Annotated in this window: 15 protein-coding genes; 3 read left to right on the forward strand and 12 right to left on the reverse strand. The window is 44.9% G+C overall.

All coding sequences use genetic code 11. The features are described from left to right. The first annotated feature begins 201 nt into the window (after window positions 1-201). Both RB622_RS13645 and RB622_RS13650 read left to right on the forward strand, forming a co-directional pair. Window positions 202-2,994 carry a PVC-type heme-binding CxxCH protein gene (locus RB622_RS13645; protein WP_308047117.1) on the forward strand — a complete coding sequence of 931 codons (2,793 nt, stop codon included), beginning with the start codon at window positions 202-204 and terminating at the stop codon, window positions 2,992-2,994. Between the two features lie 14 nt (window positions 2,995-3,008). Beyond that, window positions 3,009-4,205 (forward strand): VCBS repeat-containing protein, encoded by a 1,197-nt coding sequence (locus RB622_RS13650; protein WP_308047118.1) that lies wholly within the window; start codon window positions 3,009-3,011, stop codon window positions 4,203-4,205. A gap of 190 nt (window positions 4,206-4,395) precedes the next feature. Here the strand turns inward: RB622_RS13650 and RB622_RS13655 are convergent, their stop codons facing one another. The 4 genes from RB622_RS13655 to RB622_RS13670 all read right to left on the reverse strand — a co-directional run bounded on the left by RB622_RS13655 (window position 4,396) and on the right by RB622_RS13670 (window position 7,072). Beyond that, window positions 4,396-4,626, reverse strand: coding sequence for a hypothetical protein (locus tag RB622_RS13655; protein ID WP_308047119.1), 231 nt, complete (start codon window positions 4,624-4,626; stop codon window positions 4,396-4,398). Between the two features lie 196 nt (window positions 4,627-4,822). Next, window positions 4,823-5,188 (reverse strand): DUF4180 domain-containing protein, encoded by a 366-nt coding sequence (locus RB622_RS13660; RefSeq protein ID WP_308047120.1) that lies wholly within the window; start codon window positions 5,186-5,188, stop codon window positions 4,823-4,825. A 271-nt stretch (window positions 5,189-5,459) separates the two neighbouring features. Then, window positions 5,460-6,263, reverse strand: a complete 804-nt coding sequence (locus tag RB622_RS13665; protein WP_308047121.1) for an alpha/beta hydrolase — start codon at window positions 6,261-6,263, stop codon at window positions 5,460-5,462. Between the two features lie 233 nt (window positions 6,264-6,496). Further along, entirely contained in the window at window positions 6,497-7,072 is a 576-nt protein-coding gene (locus RB622_RS13670) for a hypothetical protein (RefSeq protein WP_308047122.1), read from the reverse strand. Between the two features lie 648 nt (window positions 7,073-7,720). On the opposite strand from RB622_RS13670, the gene RB622_RS13675 reads away from it, so the two are divergent. Continuing rightward, window positions 7,721-9,670: a beta-L-arabinofuranosidase domain-containing protein gene (locus RB622_RS13675; protein ID WP_308047123.1), complete on the forward strand. Its 1,950-nt coding sequence runs from the start codon at window positions 7,721-7,723 to the stop codon at window positions 9,668-9,670. A gap of 167 nt (window positions 9,671-9,837) precedes the next feature. Here RB622_RS13675 and RB622_RS13680 read toward each other — a convergent pair whose 3' ends face one another. The 8 genes from RB622_RS13680 to RB622_RS13710 all read right to left on the reverse strand — a co-directional run bounded on the left by RB622_RS13680 (window position 9,838) and on the right by RB622_RS13710 (window position 24,645). After that, window positions 9,838-11,988, reverse strand: a complete 2,151-nt coding sequence (locus tag RB622_RS13680) for an acetylxylan esterase (RefSeq protein WP_308047124.1) — start codon at window positions 11,986-11,988, stop codon at window positions 9,838-9,840. 25 nt (window positions 11,989-12,013) lie between these two features. Next, window positions 12,014-12,196: a RagB/SusD family nutrient uptake outer membrane protein gene (locus RB622_RS30330; RefSeq protein ID WP_409021429.1), complete on the reverse strand. Its 183-nt coding sequence runs from the start codon at window positions 12,194-12,196 to the stop codon at window positions 12,014-12,016. Between the two features lie 152 nt (window positions 12,197-12,348). Beyond that, on the reverse strand, window positions 12,349-15,798 hold the full coding sequence (locus RB622_RS13685) for a PVC-type heme-binding CxxCH protein (RefSeq protein ID WP_308047125.1): 3,450 nt from the start codon (window positions 15,796-15,798) through the stop codon (window positions 12,349-12,351). Between the two features lie 113 nt (window positions 15,799-15,911). Continuing rightward, a complete protein-coding gene (locus tag RB622_RS13690) occupies window positions 15,912-17,165 on the reverse strand; it encodes a GDSL-type esterase/lipase family protein (protein WP_308047126.1) in 1,254 nt (417 codons plus the stop codon). Window positions 17,166-17,225: 60 nt separating this feature from the next. Further along, window positions 17,226-18,395: an FG-GAP repeat domain-containing protein gene (locus RB622_RS13695; RefSeq protein ID WP_409021438.1), complete on the reverse strand. Its 1,170-nt coding sequence runs from the start codon at window positions 18,393-18,395 to the stop codon at window positions 17,226-17,228. 145 nt (window positions 18,396-18,540) lie between these two features. Next, entirely contained in the window at window positions 18,541-20,031 is a 1,491-nt protein-coding gene (locus tag RB622_RS13700) for a RagB/SusD family nutrient uptake outer membrane protein (RefSeq protein ID WP_308047128.1), read from the reverse strand. A 33-nt stretch (window positions 20,032-20,064) separates the two neighbouring features. Next, window positions 20,065-23,355: a TonB-dependent receptor gene (locus RB622_RS13705; protein ID WP_308047129.1), complete on the reverse strand. Its 3,291-nt coding sequence runs from the start codon at window positions 23,353-23,355 to the stop codon at window positions 20,065-20,067. A 234-nt stretch (window positions 23,356-23,589) separates the two neighbouring features. After that, a complete protein-coding gene (locus RB622_RS13710; protein WP_308047130.1) occupies window positions 23,590-24,645 on the reverse strand; it encodes a FecR family protein in 1,056 nt (351 codons plus the stop codon). Window positions 24,646-24,748: the final 103 nt, after the last annotated feature.

The raw sequence follows: 24,748 nt of genomic DNA on the forward strand, positions 1-24,748 counted from the left end.
ATTAATCCTTTTAGCACAGTATTGCAGTTACCATCTGATTACACCGGGGAGGCGATTTGTTTACCTGATCGCCTCCTTATTTTGCAACCAAATGTTCAATTATAATATTTCAATTACTTCAATTACTAATTTATTATGCGCCATGTAGTTATCACTATTCTCGCTTTATTTCTTGTGGGCCCTGCCAGCACGGTATTCGGCATGAATAGGAAGGAAAAGCAAGACAGTGCACGTTATGACCGGGATTATGCACTGGAAGCGACCATGCTTGGATTTTTTGCTCCCGATGGAGCCCGTAATCCTACTTTAAAGGCCAACAAGGGCGATCGGGTTCGCATTAAGATCACCAACGGAGAACTGATGACGCATGATATTGCGTTGGAAAAACTCGGGATCAAAAGTAAGGTGATTCTCGAAAAAGGGAGCAGCACGAGTATCACCTTCACTGCGGCGCAAAACGACACCTATTACTGTTCCGTCCCAGGACATCGCGTTGCGGGTATGGTAGGAAGTTTTGAAGTGGTCGAAGGGGTTATCTCCAATACAACCATTGCCGGACAGCTGCCTGTGAAGGACGGACAGCCTTTAAATCTGAATTTCGAAACGGGATTGCTCAAAGACTGGACGGCAACCGGCAACGCCTTCGCCAATCCGGTCATCAACTCAGACCCCTCTCCGGTTCATGAAAAGGAAATGCATATTGGTTTTGAAGGCAAGTACTTTCTGAGCAGTGGCGGAACGGTCAATGCGAAGTTAACGGGAAGCTTAACATCGGTTCCTTTTAAAGTTACACAGCCATTTGCTGCTTTCAGGGTTTCAGGTGGGGCTTTGCAGGATACGCGGGTTGAACTTTTACTGGCCGGAACGGATCAGGTTATTTTTCATATCACCGGACAAGGCAGGGCCACTTTACAACCCGTGGTTGTGGATTTACAACCCTATCTGAACAAGGAGATTTTCATCCGGATAATCGACAACGAGACGGGGATTTCGCAGATTCCATACATTCCAAACGACAAATGGGCACATATCAATTTCGATGACTTCCTTTTTTATCCAAGCCGTCCGAATTTCCCCAATGAGCTAAAACAAAAAGACATTATAATTCTTCCGCCGTTGGACCCTGTGCTGAACGCAGGACTTTCGGGTGTGAAAGCAGCTCAGGCCATGACGCCGCCCAAAGGTTTTAAAGTGACCCTGGCCGCAGCAGAGCCGGCTATCATTCGCCCGATCAGTTTTACAATTGATGCAAAAGGAAGGCTTTGGGTCGTTGAAGGGCACACCTACCCTGTTCCGGCCAAAGAGGGAGAAGGAAAGGATCGTATCCTGATTTTTGAAGATACCAATGGCGACGGAACGCTGGACAGCAGAAAGGTATTTGCGGAAAAGTTGAATTTGGTGAGTGGTATCGAGGTGGGCATGGGCGGTGTTTGGTTGGGTGCCGCACCTTATCTGTTGTTTATCCCGATTGATGCAAAAAATGACAAGCCTGCCGGACCACCACAAAAGTTGCTCGACGGATGGGGTGTTCAGGATACCCATGAGGTGCTGAACAATTTAAGATGGGGACCCGACGGCTGGCTTTACGGTACCCATGGCGTTTTTACACATTCCAATGTAGGCAAACCAGGCGCTCCGGATTCTGAACGGACAAAGTTAAACGCAGGCGTTTGGCGGTATCACCCCACGACCCATAAATTTGAATTGTTTGCAGAAGGATCCAGCAATCCATGGGGAATCGATTTTAATGACTATGGCCATCCCTTTATCACCGTTTGTGTGATTCCGCATATGTATCATGTCATTCAGGGGGCGCGTTACCAGCGGCAGGCGGGAAAGCATTTTAACCCATATACCTATGATGACATCAAAACCATTGGTGACCATGTACATTGGCTCGGCGATCGCGGACCGCATGCAGGGAACTTCCGGTCTGCCTCTGCGGGCGGAGGACATGCCCACGCAGGCGCGATGATATACCTCGGCGGTGATTCCTGGCCAAAGGAATACCGCAATGAAATTTTCATGAACAATATCAATGGTGCCCGACTGAATGTGGATCATTTCGAGCGCAACGGATCTGGTTATGTGGCGTCTCATAAAAATGATTTCCTGGCCATGAACGACTCCTGGTCGCAATGGCTGAATATGAAGTATGACCCAAGCGGATCGGTGTATGCAATAGACTGGTATGACAAAAACCAATGTCACAGTCCGAATCCCGATGTACACGATAAAACGATGGGAAGGATTTTTAAAATTACGCATGAGAACGACAAGTTTGTAAAAGTGGACCTATCCAAAGCCTCCGATATGGCATTGGTGAATTATCAGTTAAATGCCAACGATTGGTACGTGCGGCAGGCGAGAACAATTTTGCAGGAACGTGGACCTAATAAAAAAGTACACAAAGCACTGAAACAAATATTGTCAACCAATCCCGACGTAACCCGAAAACTACGCGCCATGTGGGCACTGCATGTCACAAAAGGGTTTACTGAAAAAGAACTGACCGATTTATTAGCCAACGAACACGAGGATGTAAGAAGCTGGGCTATTCAGCTGCTGGCAGAAAACAAAAGCGTTTCCCCCGAAACGTTGAAACACTTCGCAGCCCTGGCCCAAAAAGATACCTCGCCAGTGGTCAGGTTATATCTTACCTCGGCACTGACAAGACTGGAGCCCGCGCAAAGGTGGGATGTTCTGGATGCACTGGTTCAAAAATCGGATGACAAAGATGATCACAACCTGCCTCTAATGGTCTGGTATGCTGCCGAACCACTGGCCGCCATCGATATGAAACGTGCATTGTTAATGGCGGAAAAATCCAAACTGCCTAAAATTTTACAATATACCATTCAACGCATAGGTGCCATCGGTACGGATGAATCTAAAAAAGTGCTGAAAGAGCTGGATAGCAAATTAGGTAAAAACGGGCATTCACACGAGAACCACGAAAGTCAGATGCTGATTGGAAAGATTTTGAAAAATTAATTTAGCTGGTATCTATGCAAAAGACGATAAAGTTGAACAGACAACGTATCTGCCGGATCGTTGCACTACTGGGGCTTTGTACAAACCTTTCCCTGGCACAATCTGAGGGTGATCAAAATTTCAAAAAAACGACACTGACCAGAGATTTTATCTCGGAAGGTGCAGCTGTTGCGGATTTGAACAAAGATGGACGAATGGATATCATCGCCGGCTATTACTGGTTTGAGGCGCCTGACTGGAAGAAACATGAATTGGCACCATCCCGGGTTTTTGAACCGCGAAAAGAATACAGCAATTCGTTTCTGAATCTGGGCATGGATGTAAATCTGGACGGCTGGGATGATGTCGTGATTGTTGATTTCCCCGGAAAACCGGGCTTCTGGTTTGAGAATCCCCGGAACAAATCGGACCAATGGGTAAAGCATATCATCGCGGATTCCTTAGGGATATCCAATGAATCTCCTGGTTTTATCGATATGGATGGAGATGGAAGGCTGGATATTCTTTGCGGCGATAAGGTTAAAAAACAGATCGTTTGGTTGCAGGCTCCCACAAAGAAGGGGGATACCGAATGGAAACGTTTTGCACTAAGTGGAGAAAATGTGCCCGGAACTGAGATTTTCTCACATGGAATAGGCTATGGCGACATCAATATGGACGGCATAAAAGATGTTGTCATTCGTGAAGGCTGGTTTGAAGGGACGAAGAACAATAAAGCGGGTAACTGGGTTTTTCACCAGGCCAATTTGGGAGAGCCCTGTTCCCACATGCAAATTTTGGATGTAAACGGAGATCGTAAAAATGATGTCGTAAGCGCCTCTGCCCATGGATTAGGCATCTGGTGGCACGAACAGATTACGGACGCCGCAGGTAAGATCAATTTCAAAACGCATTTGATGAGTACCACCACGGCGCAAACTCATGCTTCGATCATGGCAGATTTAAACGGTGATGGAACCAAAGATTATATCACAGGCAAAAGATTCCTGGCGCACCATGGCCGGGATCCGGGCGACAGCGATGCCGCGATATTGCTTTGGTTCGAATTTAATTCAAACAAAGAACCGTATTTTAAAGAGCACGTCATTGACAACGATTCAGGGGCCGGTCTCAATATTGTGGTGCAGGATATCAATAAGGATAAAAAACCAGATATCGTTGTGGCCAATAAAAACGGTGTGTTTTTGTTGGAAAACAGAATTAGAAAGTAAATGCGCTATTTTGGTCCGGTTGATTGAAATAAAAGTGGCCGGGAGCGTGTTAGGGTAAAATAAAAGAATGTATGGCATCGACCGTCGCAAAACGTATTAATAAAGAGATTAATTACTTTGTTAACACGTTTTGCGGCTTGATTTATATTGGCTTTTCAAGGATGTCAAGAATATATACTCCAATGGCATCTTACCCTCTTGGAATAAACAAAGCAGAAATTACCATCCCCACCATCATCAACGCAGCCAGCCACATTTTAAATCGATGTGATTTGCTGCGAACTAGGTATTCGATGATCAGCGCGAGAATCGACGTTGTAATCCCAACAAAAAAATGATAGCGCAAAGGAAGGCGGTCATCGCCGAAATAATATTGGATCGTCATGATACCAATTTGATACAATGCAGTTGAATTCAGCATGAAGAACATAAATGACCATTTCTGTTTTTTTTACCGGCTCGGATTTTCGATTACCGTGTTTTAATCCGTCAAGCATTTCTTCTGGAAAGATAAATTTCATATCTAATTTGGCCTTTTCGTATAATGGTCCGTTTGAACAGATGTAATTGCTGTGACCGGTCGCTTCCTTTTCCATAACCTATAAGGCTGTAATCCACTACCGTTTGCTGGAAAACCGACTGATCGCTTCTTCCCTGGAATTTACAAAGTTAATGAGCCCCAGCTTGTTACTTTCAAAGACAAAGTCCCGGAAGCTTTTGCTCGGATGCGAATCAAAATTTCCAATAATGGCAAGCCCCATCCGGTAATTGGAAAACTTCTGAAGAATCTCTCCGGCTATACCCGTTTTGAGATCAAAAAAATCCTGCGTTATATTTTTTTCATTGATCATAATCCTATCGAATCCCTGGTAATACAAATTACCCAATAAATCCAGACCATCTTCAGTGCTGGCGATTACAAGTTTATCCGAAATCACCTCGGCTATTCTTAATTCATTAATTTGGTGAGTCTCAACTGTCATGTATGGCTGTTCTTAATAGTACCTTTTTTTCTTAAAATTATAAATTTCCCCCGGATTTTCAGTCTCGTCACAAAATCCGGTGGTGACATCGTTTTGTGAAGCAATAAGACGCCGTCTCCCATACTATGCGGTATGCTATTAAATGACCCCGTATAAAAAATAATTCTGAATGCCATGCATATAGCGTGTCTGCAATACCAGCGACATAATATATTCTATTTATTAATTATGAAGTTACCAATCCGTACTTTTCATAGTAGCCCACAGTAAATCAATTTCTCAGTTTTTGGTAGAAATTTGTAATCAGTTCGATAACCAAGCCAGGCTTGTCATAGGGGATATTGTGTGAACTGCCCTTGGCCAAAACCAGTTTGCGATTTTTAGCTGCTTTAACAAAACTGCGCTGATCGGCTTGAAACCGTTCATTTTCTTGCACTTCCGTAAATGGTCCTTTCTCAGCCATGATATTCAGAATTGGGATTTCAGAGGGCAATGGCACCTGTCGGACATAATTACTATTCCGCTCCATGTTGGCCAGCAGGTGGTACAAACTTATATCGTCGGGTTCATAGTCCTTACGATCAAGGCTCTTAAAATAATTTCTGGCGAAACTCATGTCTTCATAAGATGGTATTCTCGGATCAAGCAGAACAATTCCTTTGACTTGTTCAGGATGTCGCCCAGCAAATACACGATTATAAAAACCACCAAGGGAGTGCCCAACAACGAGAAAATCAGCATTGCCGTAGCCAAAATTTCCCAGGGCGACTTCTAAACTTTTGATTTCCTGAAGGATCGTATAATTGGCTGTATCTAACGTGCTTTTCCCAAAACCAGCACGATCATAAGTGATCACTGTGGCTTGAAGCCGATGATGAAGGACAGTGGCAATCGAATCCCATTGTGAGGCATCCATCCCTCCTCCTGATTCAAAAAGTATCGGTAAATTCTTTCCCTTCAAAATCCGGAAATGTAGTGTATAGGGACTGACATCAATTAGCGTATCTATGAGCTGTGCTTCCGCGTTGACAGCGATAAGTGAAAGAATAATGAAAATAGCACGCTTAAAGATCATGATTGTGAACAGTAGTAGGAGACAACAAATATAAGAGCAACGACTCAGTTTAGTTTACAGTCCTGACGCACAATAAAAATTAAGTCGTCTCGCAAAATCCTTCTATTGGACACAGCCATACAAAATCTGTACTGGGGCAGAATCCGTCTCTACTTACCTCCGTTTTCAAGTACTATGCTTTCTGAGGTTATTTGAATTTATTACGCTCTTCGGGTGCTAAAAGTCTGAACAACCTATATTTTTTTCATTCTGATTTCTTTAATGTCTCTGTTAAGCCCTTTCCAAACCATATTTTTATTATTATCAAGTTCAATCGAAAAATTCTCGCCGTCCAGACCAAAATTCTTGATGAACATTTCTTCTGGTTTCCATGTCCGGGAGCCTACCGGAAAGTCCCATTCAAACAATGTAAAAGCATGTGGACCTTTTTTTTCTATCATACGACCAGCATCAGCCAAAAGGTCGAATCTTACCGGCCACAGCTGTCCGTTGTATGTAATTTGTCCCTTGCATCTAGGACGATTTAAGATTTCTCTGGAAATGCTCTGAATTTCCAAAATCGCAAAATTTTGAAAGACGGTGTCTTTTTTTACTGATCCTGTGGAATTAATGTATTTGAGATGGAATTCTACTTGTTGTAAATTCCATCTGCCAATAAGCTGACTCGTGAGGGTATCCATGATCTGCACAGCTGCCTTGTCAAAATCAATCCTAACAAATTCAGATTCAAATTTTTCTTTGGATTTGCATTGATATAGCCCCCCACTTATCAGAAGGAACAGCAAAAAAAGGACATATTTATTTTTCATAAGAATTGCAAACTGATTACATGTAATATCATTGAAGTAACTATCGGGAAACTAATGGATAAAACTATCAAAAATTGTACTAATTCAATGACTTTCACAAAATTTTAATACAAATACAACATTTGGTTACTTACGCCTGGCCCTTTTGTCTTACTGCAAGAAGCCAAAATGAAGCTTACTGTCAGGCATTAAAGAAAATATCTCATAACAATTCTTTTGTTTGAAAGTAGCGGAGTGATTTTTAGTAGTAAGTAGTGAAAAATTAATTCATATTATTGATTTTCATTATAAGCTATTGATCATCAGGTTACTGATCTAATCGCACATAGCTAATTACCAACAGGTACTTATCACTACGTCTGCGCTTTCATCATACAGATACACAAGCTTATTCTTCATTTTGCAACCCCCACAGCGATTCATTAAAATGGTGCATTTAAAGCCGTTAATAATCCCTTAGGTTTATTTAACTTGCACATTGGAGACATGCACGGCACCAATGCCACAGGTTCCCCAGGATAAAACTTAAAAATCGAAGCATACATCAACCCGTTAAAATCTGACAAAATCAACTGAACCACCAGGAAAATGATCTGTGCAGTAATAGACGGGGCACTCTGCTCAACCTGATTCTTTCTGACCAGCCACATGGCTCTGAAACCAACCCCCTCCACCGGAAATGAAAAAAAAATATTGATGTGCAGCATAAGTACTACAAAATACAGTTTTTTGATCGGCGTACTGATCGTTCAGAGTCTTGCTTTAAAGGGGCAGAGCAAAGTCGAGCAGGCCGTTCTAACAAAGGTCACAGATGTTTTTACCGCTGCCAAAGCTTCGGAAGTAAAAGTGGGTGGAGAAATTGGGCGACGTATCCACATCACCGAACACGCCAATCTGGAAAGCCTGCACCTCGACAAATATTTCATTGCACCATTTCGGGACAAGAAGCGGAGTGAAGGTTTCATCGGTACGGGTATGCTGATCGACGCTGTGGCAAAAATGGCCGCACACGCGCAGGATAGCGGAACGATCCGAATAAAAAACTTTCTGGTGGACAAAGTCATTGCGACCCAGGAGCCTGACGGCTACATCGGAATGTTCACCAAAGCCGAACGTATGTGGACATTATGGGATGTGCATGAAATGAGCTACCTGGCTTTTGGTTTGCTTAAAGATTACCAACTCTTTCAAAGAAAAAAATCGCTGGATGCCGCGACCAGAACCTTGGATTATATTATGGCCAACTGGTCGTCCATGCCCTATCATTGGGAAAAAAATACGGGAGTGAATCTGTTTGAAGCTGCAACCGGCCTGGACCGGGCAATGCTGACTGCATATCGCCTCACCGGAAAGCGGGCGTATCTTGATTTTTGTATTAAACAAAAGAAAACGAGAGACTGGGATCTTGAAATTGAGATTGGTCGGAGACAAGGGTTGAATGGACATGTCTATGGTTTTTTAGGCATGTGCCTCGCGCAGCTTGAACTATACCGATTATCTGGCGAACCAAGGTTGCTCAATCAGACAAACAAAGCAATCGATTTTTTAACCGAAAAAGATGGAGCCGTCATTTCCGGTGCCGCCGGGCAGTGGGAAGCATGGACGGACGACCAGGATGGCGAAAATGCGCTTGGCGAAACCTGCGCATCGGCGTATCAGATCAGGGTTTACGAAAACCTTTTTCGGCTTTCGGGTGATTCAAGGTACGGGGACCTGATTGAGCGAACCCTTTACAACACCCTTTTCGCAGCACAATCACCACATGGGGAACAAATTCGCTACTATACGCCTATGGTGGGACCGCGGCGGTATTTTCACGAGGAAGGCTATTGCTGTCCGAACAATTACAGGCGCATTATTTCAGAGCTACCGCAAATGATTTATTACAGCAGTGTGGTACGGGGCTCCGAAGGCATAGGTGTCAATCTGTACACGGCGTCATCAGCAAAGCTGGAATTGCCAAAAGCGGGTGTTGTACATATTGAACAATTGACCGAATACCCAAATCAGGGACGCATATTGGTCAAGGTTAATCCTGAAAAACCAGCCACCTTTCGTTTGGATTTACGCATTCCGGCCTGGGCAAAAACGGCGACCATCACTGTAAACGGCACCCCTTGGAATGAAACGACGAAGTCTGGATCATTCGCAAGGATCAGTCGTAAGTGGTCAAAAGGCGATGAAGTGATTTTGGAAATGCCCATGGAACCTCGTCTGGTGAAAGGACGTCAGCGGCAGGCTGGTCGTGTGGCAGTGATGCGGGGGCCGGTTCTGTTCTGTCTGAATCCGGAGCGAAATCCGGGCGTTGACAATATCAATAAAGAGGTTGACCCGCACAATAAACTGAATGGTTTTGATCTTGGCCGTATCGTTCTGGACCCGCTCACGATCAGCGGCCCGATCGCAGATCGTTCGATCCGACCGGATGGAATTTCTCTAAAGATAAAGGGTTGGCGGGAAGGATGGACCCTGGGGAACGGTCCACACGAACTGGATCTGCTGCTGACAGAATTTACTGATCCCGGTGGAAAAGCAACATATTTCCGGCTGGCCAATCTGGGTGAAGCTGTTGATGACGAACTTTTTGGGAGACGATAATATACAATGTGCGTAAAAGGAGCATCAGTACAGCGCTCGAACCAGGGCACAAAAAGCTTATATCCGATAACATAGTAGACCGAAAAGTGGGAAAACAAGCAATAACGTTAGCCATATAGAAATTCCCACATGACTGACTTTACTGACTAAGCCGTTGCAAATCCTGTTTATTTAATCCACGATATTATAGAAGGTGCCCAGGCATCACTTTTCAAATCTCGCCTAATTTCGAAATTTGAAGCATCTGTTTGTTTGAGGGCCTGAGCATAAATGGAATTGGCACGATTCTGATCAATCTCTTTTTCCGTAGCCGTTATGGGGTTTATTAGTAACAAACCTTGCGAAGAAAGCATATCAACCAGGTCTGGAAGATCATAGACTGGCATTGCACCGGCAACTGCCGATAGTGCAAATTTTGTTTTGTAAAGTTTCTCTTCTGTAATGGATTGATAAGAAATCAGCGGGTTGATCAGCACCAGTTTGTGGAATGGATTTTCAATGGCGGCGGCATGTAGCAGGTCCGATGTTAAGGTCCCCGATGCCACTGCGCTCAACGTTTTAGCGGCACCGGCACTTTTAACAAAATCTGCAAGAATAGAAATTTCCTCGGCCCGAACGGCTACCAGATTCTTGTGGGTAAGTATGCCGGTAAACCAAAGATTCAACGGGATGTCATCGATAACCGAATCCCCGCTTTTCATAAATCCGCTGGCAAGCTCGCCCGTGCCGCTTACATCGGGCAGTACCACCTCAAACCCTTGACCAACGAGCCGCTCAGCAATCTGTCCTTTCTGAGCAGCCATCGATTTGCCACCCTCATTTAGAAAAAGAATTGTTTTCCCGGAGGAAGTTTTCGGCTTTAACCATAAAACCGGGATGTAGTAGTCTCCGTTTCCCTTTACAAGATATTTTTCAATCGCATAATACGGCTTCTGTATCCTTCCCGAAAAAACAACATCTTTTTTTCCTGTCGGCTTCACATATCCCGAAATCCCAATCATTTTCCCCCTCAGGCTCTTTTGATAATCGGGAGTGGCTTTTCTATCCCGCGCTCTTTTTTCAACAATCGCCAGCGCGTATTTTTTATTTAGTGAAAACATACTTTCACCTTTCAGAAATGGGATAACCAGCCCCTCAGGTGTTGCATGAAGTTCCTTATCAGTCAAAATCTCTACTTTCTCGTCAGTCGGTATGCCTGGATTGCTCAGATATTTCTGAAAAAAGGCATAGGAGGCCTCTCTGTTTTTAAGTGTGGATACATGTCCTGCATCATCTTCTGTCATTTGCAACTGCTCTGCTTTTCCAAAGGCCTGATATACCCTTTTAGATTCATGATAAGTATCCCTGGCCCCCTGGATGCTAAAAATATCCAGGGTTGTACTTACGATAAGCGCAGGTTTTGGCGCACGTACTTCCAGGAAATCCGCCATATCAATGCCGCTTTCCAGCCCGTACATGAGGTTTTGCTCGGCATCCTGTGGTCCATTGGACCGGATTAACTTGTCAAAAGTAGTGATGTAACATTCAGGAGCTGCTGCCAGAATACGGTCATCCATTGCTGCGATGTACGCACTTTGCGTGCCCCCACCCGACCGCCCTGCGATCCCTATCCGCGCAGGGTCCACTTCTTTTCGGGTAAGCAGATAATCTACGGTGCGTATTCCGTCCCAGATAAAGTAATTGGCGGGCGGCAGTCCGGAAACAAAAGACTGTACGCCGGCGTAAGAATGTTCGGGCACCGCGCCTTTTTTTAGTTCGTCCGGCAGGTACTGAATACGCTCCCCCTGTCCTATCGGATCAAACGCAAGCACAATAAATCCTTTTTTAACATAATTCAGGATGATATGCTGATACGCTTCATTCCGGAAGCCATTCTCGCTATGTCCGCTGCAATAGATGATCGCCGGAGCCTTTTCCTGTCTTTTCTCAGGAATAAACAGGGCGGCCGTCACGTGGTACCCCGGACGGGATTCGTAATAAAGCTTTTCCACCGTATAATCTTCCTTTTTCAATGTCCCCGTCACAAACGGGTTCAGCGGTGTTTTTTCGGGGAAAGACCCGACTGCCCTGGTTAGTTTTGCCCGGACCTCAGCTTGTCTTTTTTGCCAATCTGCTTTTGTTTTCAGTTTCGCAATGGCCACTTCCCGTTTTTTCAACTGCTCAAATGCCCGGTGACTTAGTTCGTTATAGAAAGTTTGACTCACTGTACCCTGATGGAACTTCCAGTAGTTATAAACCGAAAGCTCATCCTGAGCAAACAAAATATTTGACAAACCTAAAAGACAACAGGTCAAGAGCATCAATGCATTGTATTTCATGCTTTATTTCAATTTAGTAGGACACTTAATAGTCAGGGTTTTGCTCAAATTTTACGTTATACCTGGTCTCGGATTGTGGAATAGGAACCAGATAGTTACGTTCATTAAAAGACCGGGGCTGAAAAACTTCTACTTTGTAAGTTTTCCAACCCGTTGCTGCATTTCGGGTTATCACCATCTTTTTCGCATCTTCACCATCCGACTCCACGGCAATTAAAAGCTCAGTATCAGCAAGTAAACTGCACGATACGATGGTTCAGGGCACAATCCTGGAAACATAAATGGATATGGCATAAGTTAGCTATACACGCTAATTTACACCATATCCACCTTTTAAAACTTTGTTCTTGTATTAGCTTTTCACTTTCCCATAACCAGTCGCACCTGCGCACCGTTGGTTTCATCCTCCTTCAACTGCACGGTCAAGGCATCATTTTTGAATACTCCCCGATCCACCGCCAGTGTAAAAGTCTGAACACCCTGTGGAACATCAACGGCCATACCGCTGTCTGTTAGCTTAACCGGTTTCCCCGCTGCCCAAGCCGTTATTCCGGCCGTCGCGTTGAAAGCCAGATTTACCGTACCTTTAGTCATCACTTCTATTTCGAAGCGCACTATGCTGACACGTTTGCTCCCATTTTCTAGTTCGGGGAGTTCGTCTAACGGCAACGCTCCGGAAACTTTGCTGTAAACAGGCTGCGCCGTAATTCCTTTTCCCTTAGCAGGAAATGATCCGTTGGCTAACATTTTAGCAGCCGTTTGATTATCTCCGGTTAACGATTCCCAACGTCGCACAAAACGTGTATTGGCAACACGGAATTTACCTGATTCTCCAATTTTAGAAAGGAAACCAATGAGATCAATAAATTCCTGTTTACCCAAACCAGCCGTCAATCCGGGTGGCATCAATGACCCGGGTACTTTTTCCATCAACTTTACCTGGCTTTTGGGTATTGATACTTCTTTACCCGTCACATCTCTGATAACAATTTCCGAGGCGCTTTCACTGGCCAGATATCCCATGGTTTCAGAACCGTCTTTTTTTACAACCCTTTTTAGGTCATAACCTTCCTTAATAGACAAATTGGGATACAAAACGGAACGAATAATTGTTTCTACGGGAGAACTCGTTCCTAAGCTGCTCAAATCCGGACCGATACGGCCTCCAGCACCGCCGATGGCATGACAAGTCGTGCAGTTCGTGCTGGCTTTGCGGAAAATAACCTCACCTTTTACAGGATCAGCCTTGTCAGTTACCACTTTGGCCAGATTGGCAATGTCCTTATCACTAAGATCCTGAGGCATATTTTCTACCGGTAATGTTCCGCCAGAAGCTTCCAGTGCTTTGTTCAGCGCGGTAATCTCGTCAATTCGCTGACGTGTCCAGCCCGCCCGGCTCCGAACGAGCTGCCTTCCGACCTTAGCTATTGCCTCGGGAATTTTTTTGGAAGCAATCGCATCCGCCAGGGCAGCCGCTGCGGGATTACTCGGAATGAACGCCATAAAAAGGTCCGTCATATCGGTGTCAGCTGGCAATGTCCGCATGAGCTCAGCAGCAATTTTTGCACTTTCAACAGGATTTAAAGTCGCCAGCTGTGCGGTTGATATGATACGCACTTCCGGTGTATTTTTCGCACCTGCCATGGAGATCATCAATTTCATGGCTTTGTCTTTGTCTATCGAAGCCAAGGCTCCCAGTGCTGCTTTTTTAGTATTGGGTGTTCCGGTTTGAATCAGCTCCGTAAGACGGCCACCGAGTTGTTCCAACTTCCATAACCCTGTCAGGCGAATGGCACTTAAATTCACCGCCTCGTCTTCATTACCTATAAAATCGGCAATTCGTCCTGTATTTTGATCAGGCAATATTTTTCGCTGACTGGCTGCACTTTCCAGAGCCGCCAGTTGTGCCGCCACGTTTTTGCCTTTACGAAGCGTCATACCGAGCAATACATTCAGATCCTTCGGTTGACCGAATTTGGCCATGGCGGCAAGAACATCGTTCTGATATTCTTCCGGCACCTGCCCCTTGTCATATAAACGGATCAACTGCGCAACCGCCGCCGGCGAATTCACTGACTTCAAGGCATAAACCGTTTTCTTTGCGTCACCCAGGAAATCCGGTTCCGTTTTCACTTTTGCCATCCATACGGGTTCCAGCTCCCGTACAGTCTGCCAAAGGGCAAAATCCAGAAATTCATCCATTTGTGAATCCAGTACAGAAACGGCAGCACGCGCAGCTTCGGGTGTTTTTGTTTTACGAAGAGCAATAACGGCCTCCAGACGTACCTGCGGATGTTTGTCAGTTACTGCCCTGGCAAGAATAGCCGGTACATTGGCAATTCTTGTATGCCAAAATTCGAGCGCACGCAAGCCGGCCGCGCGTGCTTTGTGACTTTCAGCATTGATCAGACTGAGCAAAAGAGGCTCATTGACGATATCAAGCGCCTGATACACCCAAAGTGCTTCCAAAAGATTGTGTTCGTAATTCTTATCTTTTTTACTCAAAGCATTCACCCAGGTTTGCAAACCCGGTATTACTTCTTTTGCACCACGTTCTTTCAATACCTGCCTTGCGCTGGCACGAGCCAGATCCTCCGGTAATTTAAGTGCCTCCAAAAGCTCATAAACAGGTGCCTTATTTAATTTAGGTTTTTTCACCAACGGGCGATTTTTAGCGGTAATCTTCCAGATACGGCCACGCTCCTGGTCACGTCGCGGATCAAAGAAATCAACTTCTCCGTGCTGGATAATCGGATTATACCAATCGGCGACGTAAATAGCGCCATCCGGGCCTACGTTAATATCTACAGGGCGAAACGCAACATCATCCGTCCACATCAGATCTTCCATTTGCTTTGAAGCATAACCACTTCCTTGTTCTTCCAACTTAAAACTATTGATTCTATTTGCCCTGAAGTCATTGGTTATCAACCTCCCCTGCCATGCGTCAGGTAAATGCCTACCCGAGACAACATCGAGCCCGCTGTGTTTTGGCTGTCCGGGATTCAACCCACGAATAATTCTCTCGGCATTTTGCGCAGTTAAAAAAGTCGCTCCCGGAAACGCATAGTTAATACCTTCACCACCGGCTCCATCCGTAAGAAACGATTGTCCCCATGAATCGAACTGAAGTCCCCATGGATTGACAAGCCCCCGGGCGTAGATATCCATTTCCAGTGTTTTTGGATTTAGCTGCCATACACCACCGGCTTCAAGACGTTTGATACCGAAAGGCGTTTCCACATGGCTGAAAATATAAATCGACTGGTTAAAATACATTTTACCTTCCGGCCCCCACCTAAAGGTATGGATCAGATGATGTGCATCTCCGGTTCCGAACCCATTCAAAATCCTGCGTTTTTTATCCGCTTTTCCATCGCCATCCGTATCAGCAAAATGAAGGATTTCTGTTGAATTAGCCACATATACACCTCCATCACCAGGAAGTATACCCGTTGGGGTTGTCAGCCCTTCTGCAAAAACAGTCGTCTTGTCTGCTTTTCCATCGTCATCAGTATCTTCAATGACAAAAATTTTGTCGTTGGCTACCTCTCCTGTTTTCAGGTGCGGATACGCCGTACTGCTTACCACCCACAAACGGCCATCCGCATCCCAGTTCATCTGAATTGGTTTGGCTACCAAAGGTTCCGCCGCCCAGAGCGAAACTTCAAAACCATCTGCGACCTTAAAAGACGCGAGTTCTTTCTTCGGATCCGGATCTTCGTATACATCAATTTGGTTTACGGAAGAGCTCATAACCAGGATCATTGGAAGAATCATGACCCCGTATAATCGTTTTATTGCTTTCATATGTCTGGCTGTTGGCTATCTGCTGCGCGACGGGCCGTTGCTGGCTTTTAGCTTTGTTATACTGGTATTTCTTATTTAGTAATAATTTCCGCGGATAATATTTTGGCTAAAAACTAATTGCCAGCAACTTTTTGCCGCAGGGAAGAAAGCTTATAGACTGTCTTTTTCGGCATCCTTTTTATTGCTATTTGTCCTTCAAGCCATTTGATCAGAATATTCTGATCTTCGAGATCTTTGACGTGTTTGCCTTGTTCATAGGCACGGAAGCCAATGATGTACGTTTCGTTAATGGGACGATATTGAAAAAAATGCAGTTCATTCTTTTTTAAGATCATATCACGAATTTCAGCCGCCTGTATAAAAGACGGCCCCCGCTTGATTTCCACGCCCTGTTCCCAGCGCTGAGAAGAAGCTGTAAAAACCTGATTGTCATCTATATCAAGGCTATAAACGCCCTTTTTCAAGCCTGTTATCTTGAGTACGGTCGGATTGACGGCCATACTGGAAGCTGCCCCCGGCATAGAAAACGGTAGAAATTTTTCCTCAATTGTAAATTTAAAGTCCGTCATATCCTTACCCGGATCTGTTATTTTTGCAGGCGAAGAAGTTACTGGCCCGTGCTTCGAAACAGTAATGGATATAGTTTCCTTTTCTCTTTTCAAGCGCAACCCTTTTTCTAAAACACTGGCAAGATAAAAGTAGCCCGTCTCGTTCAGGTGAACACCGTTTTCGATGATGGTTTCCTTTTTGCTCATCTCCTGAATTGGCTGGTAAATATCAATAAATTGTTTGCTGCGGGCGGATGCAACCTGAGCAATGGCGGTAGAATATAATGCAAGATCCTCGTTTCGTTTTGATACATTAACAGCGGTATCGCTTGAAACAACGGGAATCGTCGACAACAAAATCGTCTTTGCTCCGAGCGAATCAATTTTATTAAGCAGGTTATTCAGCCCTTCTTTAAAATGTGATAAACCAGCCTGCCCTTCCTGCGCTTCCACACCACCATACGCAAGAAAGACAATCGTCGGTGCTGCTTTGGTAATATCCTGCATCAGGTGCTGGTAAGCTGTGGGCGGATTTGTAAAAGTGCTTCTCCCGTCTCCCCAGACATTGTCACCGGACCAGCCCAGATTACGAAAAGTTACGTCACGATCCGGAAAACGGGTAGTCAGGAGAAGTTCCAACCAGCCATACTGAAAGTCATTTTCAAAAAGTGAATTACCCAGAAAAACGACACGATCACCATTTTTTAAATCAAAACGACCAGAGGCGCCTACCGGTACGTTCTGAGCCTGAATAGGTTTGTAAAGAATTGTGATGAACATTAATAAAACAGGACCAAGTGTGCCCAATACCTTTCTCATGTACTTTAAGTTTAGGTAATTTATTCCCTGATGTTATACAGAAGTTTATCTTAGGATAAGTCAATTGTTACCCTCGTTAAAAAAAACACAAAGACCATCCTTGCCAGCCACGATAATATCTTTGCGGCCGGTTCCCCGAAGGTCTGCGATAGAAAAATACACACCGATCCCTTTGCCTACGCCGTAAGGTCCGTGTGAAATGATTTGCTTAACAAATGCTTCTCCGTTCCATTGAAAGTAATACAAGCCAACCATGTCTTTTTCTCCCGGATCGCCTCCATTATGCGCACGGTAACGTTTTCCGGTAACCAGTTCCATCTTTCCGTCGCCATCCAGATCCACCCAATCCATTGTGTGAAATTGCGAGTTGAAAGGGTCTATGTTGTGCTTAATCCAGCCAATTTTGCCCGACTTTGTGGTTTGCTCGTACCAGTCCAGTCCGTAGCTGTGCGCCTGACCGACGATAATATCATTTTTTGAATCTCCATTTACGTCCGTAACAATCATCGGTACACTGGCATCTTCAAAACTGAAATCATTGTGTGCAATCCACTTGTCCTTCATCACATCCTTTGGCGCTTCCAGCCAACCTGAACTGATGACAAAATCGCCTCGTCCATCACCATTCAAATCCCCAAAGCCAACGCCGTGTCCTTGTTTTTCTGCGATTTGTGTTTTGATAAATGTCCCTAAGGCTTTCCCTGATTTATCCCTCTGCAGCTTGTAAAACCGGAAGGGTAAATTCGGGTTATTCGGAACAATTTCCGGGTGTCCGTCATTGTCAACATCCCAGGCGCGAACTGTCTCCACGTTTCCCGTTTCGTCAATAATATGATCTTTCCAGGGGCCATTATTACCCGGATTCTCACGCCAGATAAGACTCTTGTTAAACCAGCCTCCCGTAATGAAATCCATTTTCCCGTCCCCGTTAACGTCCATTGGAATTGTGGCAAAGTCATCCCAATATTCCCTGAAACGCTTTACTTCACCGATGTAGAATCTGTCAAAAAATTCTGGACCTTTGTACCAGAACTCACCGGAGATCAGATCTGGTTTGCCGTCATTGTCAACGTCAAACACAGCGACCGACTCGTTACTTTCAGATGCGATCATTTTCTTTTCAAATCTAATGGGCGAAGATCTTCTTTCCTTCTGCTGCGCCAGTACTTGTGCAGCAAAGCAACTTAGGGAGATCGTCAGCAAGAAAAAGCTCTTTTTACTCATTTTAATGTTCATAATTCGGGTTAATTAGTTGTCCGGATCTCTAATCAGTGGATGCTCAAATGAGCGTTATTTTCAAAAAATGATCCCTGTCTTGAAAAAGCCAGGGATCGGAGAAGGGTTTAGGGGTAATGTCTCCTGAAAAATGGATCCGTTAATACCCCGGATTTTGCACCAGATCAGGATTTACCTGTATTTCAAGAAATGGAATTGGAAATAAAAGATCCTTTTCATCCAAAGTATAGGAAGCAGCTGTCAGATAAAAATAGGCCGGGTTCGCCTTTAATTTTGCACCGTAGGCATTCATAACGCTGATTGCACGACCTGTTCTCACCAAATCCAGCCAACGTTTGTTTTCGAAAGCCAGCTCAACCCTGCGCTCTTTCATAATGGCCTCACGAAGCGCTGCCTGATCTTTTGCGGAGGAATTTTCCAGTCCGGCTCTTTTGCGAACCTGGTTCAGGAAACTTTGTGCATCTGCGACTTTCCCCAGTTCATTGGCCGCTTCCGCCTGCATCAGCAAGGTTTCTGCGTAACGGTAAATGGGGAAATTTTCATTGGTTTGGTTAAACACAGCATGCGGATACTGGTACTTTTTGATGTACGGCAAATTGACATAACTGGTATCCGATACGGTCGAAGGGCCGGTAATAAAGCCTATTGAAGCGTTAAAACGTTTGTCTTTTGCAGGATCTTCGTACGTTGAGAGCAGGTCGTCCGTAGGAATATTCCATCCCGAACCCGAAGCGGATTGAGATCCTACCGGTCCTAACGTATATTTTGCGTAATCCGGTGTAAGCGGAATAAAAGCGTAGGGAAAAGCACTCGACAAGTTCAAAGAAGTACCCTGCAGATATTGAACTTCAAAAACCGATTCCTGATTATTCTTATTGGCCGGATTGAAAAAGGCTCCATATTCATTCATCAGTGTATATCCCGTCACTTTCGAAAGTGCACTTTCTGCCTCTGCCCAGTTTTTCAAATGAAGATGCACATCGCCCAGAAGCATCCATGCTGCTCCCGAAGTGGCTCTGCCGGCCTCCTGACTCGCTTTGTTCAATAGTAAACCGGCAGCAGCAGTGGCATCTTCAATAATCCGGGCATACACCTGCTCCCTGGTTGATCTGGGCAACGTTGCCGAAGCCAGGTCCGCGGCGGGTGTCAGCGGAAGCGGAACACCACCGTAGTAACGGACCAGATCAAAATATCCCAGAGCGCGCAGAAACAGTGCTTGTCCCTTAAGGTTGTCACTTTTTGCCTTGTCCAGTTTTGCATCGTCAATCACAGAAAGTATCTTATTGGCACGCGCTATCATGTCAAAATTGATGTAATATCTTTCGGCGGTTACCGTATTTTCAGCACCGTTTACAAACTCATCGATCTCTTCCGGCATAGGCGAGCGAAAATCGTTGTTGTAAAAGAAATGGGTATTATCGGAGCGCATTTCACCCATGGCCCAGCTTGCCTGGTTGTTATACAAGCTTTGCAAAGGTGCATAGGCTCCGTTAACGGCCTGGATAAAATCAGATTCGGACTGAAAAAAGTTTGCTGGCACTACTGCATTCTGGGGTGCGACGTCCAGAAAATCACTGCAGGAGCCCAATGCCGCTGATACAATTATAGTTAATATGGCCTTCACTCTCATGACCTTATTTCGATTAAAATTTAGCTTAAATATTTAAAATCCAACATTTACACCCACCGTGTAGGTACGGGGAACAGGATACGAGCCTCCGTCAATGCCTAATCCCGTGGAAGAGGTGCTCACAGCTACCTGCGGATTGGCCCCCGGGTATTTTGTAAAAATGTGGAGCTGTTGAATACTTGTATAAACGCGAAGTCTTTTTAAAGCATTTTCGCTTTTCAAACGAACGGCATAACCAAGTGTGACATTATTGATAGAAATATGGCTTGCCTTGTAAAGCATCTGGCTACCCCACCAGTCACGTTCCAGTCCCGTTGTCCCTGCGGCAAGACTTCCGTATCTGCCTTTGCCCGGATTTTCCGGAGATCTCCACCGATCTTTTACATTGGAGAGCACATTAAAAACGCCGTCAAGATTTGTCAAGGTCTGCTCCGATCCCCGCAGGATATCATTCCCATAAGTTCCTGATAGTGTCGTTGAAAAATCGAAATTCCGGTATTGAAGCGTATTCGTCATCCCGAAAATAAACTTGGGATGCGGGTTGCCGATAATCGTTGCATCGCCTACGGTGATAGCGTTATCGCCGTTCACGTCCCGGAATTTGACGGTGCCGACCTGCGAGGTAGCATGTTTTGGGGAACTATCGAAATCCGCCTGATCTTTATACACACCCATGTGATCCATGCCATAAAGCATGCCAATCGGCTGCCCAACCATCGTGACGTGGGAACCGCCTATGACGCCGCTACCCGGACCGGTGATAAGTCTGGCAGTTTTGTTTCCAAGTGAGGTCACCAAATTTCTGTCAAAAGAAATGTTGAAATCGGTATTCCATTTCAGATTATTGTTGCGGATATTGGCCGTGCTGACGGAGAATTCATGCCCCCAAAATTTCAAACCGCCGATATTGGTCTGGATATTGGAATAACCGGATGCTCTTGGTACGCCAACATTAAACAAAAGATCGCTCGTATTTTTACGGTAATAGTTATACGTAAAATTGATCCTGTCATTCAATATATTCAGGTCCAGTCCAATGTTAAACTGTTCATTAGACTCCCACCCAATTCCCTGATCTGCCAGATTATCCACTCTTCTTCCCCCAGCAATACCGCCGTTAAAAACGTAATTCGACGTTGAAATGGTCGGTATATGCGTGTAATTCCCAATATTAAAGTTACCCGTGACCCCATAGCTGGCTCTCAGTTTCAGGAAGGAGATCGTATGAATATTGGCTATAAAACTTTCCTCAGATAAAATCCATCCCAACGATACAGAAGGAAAATTACCCCAGCGGTTGTCTGCACCAAAACGTGATGATCCGTCACGCCGTATGGAGGCCGAAACCAGATACTTCCCTTTGTAATTATAATTTACCCTGGCCAGATAGGAAAGCAAACTCCATTCCTGTATGCTGCTGGATGATGTGATTGTTCCGGCCGCGCTGATTGTTTGGACTTTATCATCAGGATAATTACTTCCGTTTACAGCACTGGCATCCTGTCTGAATTTCTGTGCGGTAAATCCGATCAATCCGTCGAAACTGTGATTTCCAACTTCCTTTTGATAGTTCACTGTATTTTCGTTTACCCAGGACAGATACGAACCCTGACTAAGACCAGAAGTGGGTGTTTTGTAAAGACCTACACCACGCTCACCAGTGGTGGTGCCGTTAAAGGTGAAACCACGTGAATTGCCCATATCAATATTACCGGAAGTCTTTAAGTATAAACCTTTTACCGGCTGATATTCTGCATACATATTGGATAAAATCCGCGTATCCTTGTTATCCACAACTCTGTCCGTAAGCGTCCTGGCGTAATTAGGCGTCGCAAACATTCCCGGCGAAAAAGCCGTCAGTGTCAGCGTGCCATCCGGGTTCCTTAACGGCGCCAAAGGGGACGTTTGTAAAGCCTCATTAAAAGCCCCTCCCACATTATCCACGCCGCTGTTTGTATTGGTAGAATAGGTTGGTGCTATGTTCAGGCCTATGTTCACTTTTTCATGAGGCCGAAAATTAGTATTAAGCCGCAACGAATATCTTTTATAGCCTGATCCGACAACGACACCGTCCTGACTTAAAAAACCTGCTGTTGCTGTCGTACTGAATTTTTCTGTACCGGTGCTTAATGACAAATTATGATCGGTCATAGGCGCAGTACGTGTGATTGCATCAAACCAGTTTGTCCCCTTTCCATATTGTTCCGGATTTTGAAAAACCGGATCCACAGCCAGGCCTCTCTCTTCTGCCAGTTCCTTGCGCCATGTAGCAAACTCCCGCGCATCCATCATGTCTGGACGGCCGCGCTGCGGTACCTGCTGTATACCAAAATAAGTACTGTAATCTATACGGGTTTTACCAGGAACCGCTTTTCTCGTCTCGATGAGCACAACGCCATTGGCTGCTCTTGAACCATACAATGCGGTTGCAGAAGCATCTTTAAGTACACTGACACTTTCAATTTCATTGGGATTAATATTACTGATACCGCCCACAATAGGGTTTCCATCCACCACGTAAAGCGGGTCAGCTCCACCGTTGATGGAAGCAGCACCCCTTATCCGTACCGTCATGCCTCCACCCGGTGTCCCGGTTGCCTGCGAAATCTGCACACCGGCAAGCTTACCCTGTAATTTCTGCGTAAACTGAGATACCGGAAGATCTGCGAAGTCCTTTCCATTTACTGAGGAAACCGAACTGGAGAGCTGTCGTGTGGATTGCTTTCCATAACCCACAACGATCAACTCATCCAGCGATTTCTCATCATCCCGAAGGACTATGTCAATGACCGCTTTATTGGTAACAGTAATTTCCTGACTAATATATCCCACAAAAGAAAATACCAGAATTGCATTGTTGTCGGGCACACTGAGAGAAAATGTACCTTCACCATTGGAGATCGTGCCCTGCTGCGAACCTTTCAGGACAATACTGACACCCGGCAGTGCCATTCCCTTGGAATCCGTGATTTTTCCTGAAACTTCCTTGTCGATCAAAATCGCTTCTTCTTTTTCAGGATTATTCAGCACCGGCTTTTCCGGTATTTTATGAAGCATAATTTGGCCGCCAACGATACTGTACGAAATATTCAGCGGTCTGAGCGCCATGCTGAGTACTTCCGACAGTTTTCGATTGATGGCGACCACGTTAATTTTGTTATTGGCTCCAATGGCACTGGAGCTGTATACAAATTCGACTTTGGCCTGAGTCTCAATTTGTGCCAGTACCTTCCGAATTTCAGTGTTTTCTACCCGTATGGTGATCGAACGATCCAACAGATCCTGGGTACGCGCCTCATTGGCATAACCCAGCGATATACCCATAAATACTAAAATTGATTGTAAAACAGTGATCCTCATAATTTGTAGGATGAGAGTATGAAGATGTATTCGTTTTTTCATTAGTTTTGAACGTTTTGTTTAAGGCTTGAAAAAGTTTGGCAAAACCCCTCTGCATTCATTATTTTTTAATGAAGAGCTGTTGACACAAAAAAGGGGGTAACTAAGAGTCGAAAGTGCTCGCAACACGTTCGGCTCTTTTTTCTTTAAACTGATATTCTATCTCATATCTGGCGTGGGGTTTAGGTTCGTAACAGCGCAGCCTTTTCCACTGATCAAAATGCGGGTTCCGCGTACTTCGTAACTCGCATTTACAGAAGAACACAATAAATCCAGCTTGGTAAATAAGGGCTGCCTGGTAATGTTGCCGGTAAAAAGACAGCCGGTAAATGTTTCATCCTCCAGGATTATTTCAATTCCATAAGCTTTTTCCAGTCTTCCGATTACATCACTGAACGAATTGTCTTCAAAAACAAACGATCCTTCAAACGGTTTCCCTTTTTTGTCCGTAGCCACAGGTATTGGGTTTGAAACCAGGCCGGTTTCAAATGAATGGGTCTGTGTCGTGTACTTAACCCGTTGATTCGCCGTTAATATTACCCCATCTTTTATTTTACTGGTTTTAGCGGAGTTTGCTTTGCCATGCTCTGATACTGAAACTTTACCCGTCACGACTGATACTTCAATAGCACTGTTATGGTCGCCGCCATTGACCCAAAAACTGGTTCCTAAAACTTTGGTAACGATTTCGCCGGTATGTACGAAAAACGGCCTCTCGGTATTTCGTTTAACATGAAAAAATGCTTTGCCTTCCAGATATACTTCGCGTCTGACGCCATCAAAGCGCGGTTCATAAGAGATACTGCTGTTGGGCGAAAGTTGAATCTCGGAGCTGTCGGGCAGTTCAATCGTCTTGATTACATCAGAATGATTGGTTTCTGTATAGAAGTTTTCCTTAGCAACAGTGGCAGATGACGTCGAGGCCGGGTTTTGAACGGACTGAAACCTGTATCCTCCCCATCCCAGTGCCAAAATAACCATCGCGGCGGCCGCCCATTTCCAGAAAACAGAAACGATTGCAGGTTTTTCCGCTTCGGTTTCCTCTTGTATCGCGTTCCAGATTCGCTCCTCAAGGACGCCATTTTCCTGAATGCTGCGTTCAGGAATTTCCTCATCCAGAATAGCAAACCATTGTTCTACTAATCGTTTTTCCTGGTCTGTGCATTTTCCACTTTTGTAGCGGCTTAGCAGTGTATAAAAGTTTTCCTTGCTCATGTTCGTTTTGTGTGCCCTTTTCATAAGGACTAAAAAAAGACCACCCACCGCAAATGAGATAAAAAAATAACGGAAAATTTATACTAAACAAGCATAAATAGAA

It is taken from the genome of Dyadobacter sp. LHD-138 (assembly GCF_030929615.1).
Lineage (GTDB): Bacteria > Bacteroidota > Bacteroidia > Cytophagales > Spirosomataceae > Dyadobacter.